The following is a 3442-nucleotide window of genomic DNA, read 5'->3' as shown; positions in this document are numbered from 1 at the left end:
CAATCGCCTTGGCGGACGCACATTTACGGTAAAGCGCGATGGAAAACTGTTTGAGCTCGGTGGTGCCTGGGTTCACTCCACTCAACCTAACGTTTTTGCTGAGATTAATCGCTACAATTTACCATTAGTGGATTCCACCCCCGGAACGATTCCCAACTTACTGTGGTGGGACGGAGACGAAGCCCGCGATGCAGGCATGAGCGGTATCCCACCACTGATTAAAATGGCTGTCTGTGAGAACAATGCTCCCGAAAGTGAGCCATCCCCTCCGCTGGCTACCTATCAAGGCTTTGCCATTGCCAATGAACAGATGCACCAATTTCACGACGGCGCCACTCACTCCTTTCCTCTGCCCTACGATCCTTTCAGCACCGATAATTGGCATAACGCTGACACCCTATCGGTTCGCGATCGTCTCAATCAAATGGACCTGTCGCCTTCCTTGGCACCTATCATCGAGGGCCTCTTGGGTTCTGCCGTTCATGGGGATTTTGATCAAGCCAGCTATGTAGAAATGCAACGCTGGTGGTCCCTCGTTGGTAGTGATATTGCTCGTTACAGTGATAGCGTCTCTCGCTATAGTTTTAAACACGGTACGCGAAGCTTGATCGATGCAATGCTGGACGATGGTCGCCCCGACGTGGAACTGGGTACGCCAGTGAAGGAAGTTCATGACCTTGGAGATCACGTAAAAATAGTCACCAGTACAGGAAAAACATTCACTTGCCGGTCCACAATCAGCGCCGTCCCGATGAATGTACTATCCACGATTCAATTTTCACCTGCGTTGTCACCACAGAAAATAAAGGCATCCGAGGAAGGTCATGCTGGTTCAGGAGTAAAGTTTTACATTCGCATCCGACAGAATGTAGAGCCCACCTTTATGCTGGCGTCAGAGGAAGAGCCCATAAGCGCCATTATGACTATGGCCAGTCCAAAGGAAGGTACAATTTTTGTGGCATTTTCCACCGATCCGTCACAAATAGACCCCAACGACCACCAGCAAGTGCAGAAACTACTTCGCCGTTTTCTGCCGGACGTGGATGTGGTGGACACTCTGCATTATGACTGGCACCTCGATCCCTACTCTCAAGGCACCTGGTGCGTTCTGAAAAAGGGTCAGTTAAAAGATTCAATTCCCGCACTACGCGAACCTCAAGGCCGCGTGCATTTTGCCGGCGGTGATATTGATTTGGGCTGGCGTGGATTTATCGACGGTGCCATTGCAACGGGCAACCAAGTCGGCCAAAGTGTTGCGCGTCTTTTAAACGCACGTACGACACCAACGTATGACACAGAAAAACCGATAGCCGGTGTCAACGAAGACACTACCCTTGATCAATGCACCGTGTGTCATTCCACAGATACATCCGGAAAAGCAAGCGTAGGCCCCAATCTCAGAGGCAGATACGGACAACCCGCCGCTTCGGCCAATAACTTCAATTATTCATCTGGCTTATCAGAGAGCGACCTGACTTGGAACGAAGCCACTCTTGATCGTTTCTTGAAAGACCCAGCCGGCACCGTACCAGGCACTACTATGGGCTTTGGCGGGGTAAAAGACCCCAGTGAGAGGGCCGCAATCATTGAAGCTCTTCGAGCACTTAAATAGGGGTAACAAGTCGCTAGAGGATAATCACTGAGAAAATCCAACATCGTATGGACAAAGAATGAAGATAAAAAAATATCTGGCTTTTACTTATCTAGCAGCGTTACTCATGCCTGGCTTGGTGTATGCCAATGACAACGACGAGATATACCGGAAGCTGCTAAAAGCCGAATACAACAATCGTGTATTTGCTTATCTTTCCACTCAAATCATAGCCAAGAACCGAGTAGGCTCTCCCATGGGGGAGTTCTATCAAGCGTACTTTCAACTGGAAAAACTGAACAGAGGCCGTTACGAGCGCATGAAAAGTGAACTTAACTTGGACTACCAACCCAATCTGTTCACACGCACACGCGGAAAGTTAACCGGTTATGTCTCCTCGGTTATACCTATTACAGCGGGCATGCTTGTGGCTATCATACAGCCCTACATGGAAAAACTTGCCGCATTGAAAGAAGCGGCCCCGATAGAGCACGCTGAATTTTTTGCTTATGTAGTGGCACAAGAGAAGGCTCAACTTAAAACGGCACAGACAGCAGAAAACAAGGGATGGTCAGCAGGGGCTACGATTTTGAGAGAGTTTATCGAACATCAAAAATAGACTTCAAGTTTTCCCGCAATTAGAACCGGCACTCGAAGGGCTGTAAAAACGCGTAGGTTTTACAGCCCATTCTTCCGGAATCCCGCCCTATCACACCCAAATCAACGACTACTGACTTCCAGCACTGAAGATTCCGCAACCAAACGGTTGCCCACAATCCGAACCTGATCACCGTTTTCCCAGTGTTTATTGGGGGAACGTACGACAATTTCCTCACCGCTTTCTGTCGTCACTCGATACGCCTTGCCGCCAACACCCAGAGCTTCCTGAGTTTTATCACCCAGAATCCAGCCAAGACCAGCGCCAGCCAACGCACCTATGGGACCACCACTCGCAAAGCCACCGATCAGAAAACCAGAAACGCCTACTACGCTCTTGCCCGCAGTAGTATCCAGCGTCTCTCCCGTAAGGGGTTCTAGGGATTTTGCCGCCAAATATTGCAATTCGCTCTGTAGGCCTTGCTATTCCTAGGCTGTAGAGGTGCATTACTTTTCCAGGAACGGTATATATTCCTCAATCGGCGCCATCAGATACTCAATATCCAGCATTTCACTAGACTGATTGAACAGGTATTTACCCTTCAGATTGATGCTCTGCCATGCGACCGGAGATGCTCGCTTAATGGTCTCCGCTTGCTTGTCTTTGCCCTGATGCTCAAAGCTTTGCAGCAGGTTACTGAGAACTTTGGAGTTGAAGTAGATGATGGCATTGGCCATTAATCTAGCGCATTCATTCCACAGCTCGATCTCTTCATCGCTGTTACCACGGAATCGGTCACCATTCACCTGGCTAATCGCTCGGCGTAGCTGATGATAGGCTTCACCGCGGTTCAGTGCTTTTTGCACATGACTACGCAGCTCAGGGTCATCAATGTAGCTCAGCAAATATCGAGCTTTTACTAATCGGTTGTATTCGGTAAATGCTTCAAGTAAGGGGTGGTTACTTTTATAAGATGAAAGTTTTCGCACCAAGGTGGGGTCCTGGGGATTTTCCGTCTTAAAAAGACATAATACTACACAGCCCCCGTGGTTCCTGGTCTCCAGAGGGGTATTAACTTAGACATTTCCTCCAGTTTCGGTAATCGGCCGCATTATTTCCTCGATATCGATCAGGTTTTGTTCAAAGTCGAAGCTATAAGTCCCATTCAGATTAATGTTGTGCCAAGCCACCGGCGACACCTGCTTTGTAATCCCCAGCTTTTCTTCATCGCCAATGCCCTCGAAGTGCCTCAG

3 protein-coding genes and 1 pseudogene are annotated in these 3442 nt (G+C 49.0%); 2 read left to right on the top strand and 2 right to left on the bottom strand.

The genetic code is table 11. The features are described from left to right. Both A3751_RS14915 and A3751_RS14910 read left to right on the top strand, forming a co-directional pair. Positions 1-1612, top strand: a 1612-nt coding sequence (locus A3751_RS14915) for an FAD-dependent oxidoreductase (protein WP_068457550.1), incomplete at its 5' end; no start/stop codon positions are given. 58 nt (positions 1613-1670) lie between these two features. After that, positions 1671-2210: a hypothetical protein gene (locus A3751_RS14910; RefSeq protein WP_068457548.1), complete on the top strand. Its 540-nt coding sequence runs from the start codon at positions 1671-1673 to the stop codon at positions 2208-2210. Positions 2211-2311: 101 nt separating this feature from the next. Here A3751_RS14910 and A3751_RS14905 read toward each other — a convergent pair whose 3' ends face one another. Further along, positions 2312-2644 carry a hypothetical protein gene (locus A3751_RS14905; protein WP_068457547.1) on the bottom strand — a complete coding sequence of 111 codons (333 nt, stop codon included), beginning with the start codon at positions 2642-2644 and terminating at the stop codon, positions 2312-2314. A 51-nt stretch (positions 2645-2695) separates the two neighbouring features. Then, a pseudogene (locus A3751_RS14900) lies at positions 2696-3187 on the bottom strand (Tn3 family transposase); the annotation flags it as partial. Positions 3188-3442: the final 255 nt, after the last annotated feature.

The sequence above is a fragment of the Oleiphilus sp. HI0080 genome (assembly GCF_001635135.1).
This window is presented reverse-complemented; position numbering and strand designations above follow the sequence as displayed.

Bases quoted from the DNA above. Each gene is read 5' to 3' on its own strand.
- A3751_RS14910 (WP_068457548.1), top strand. From the start codon at position 1,671: ATGAAGATAAAAAAATATCTGGCTTTTACTTATCTAGCAGCGTTACTC.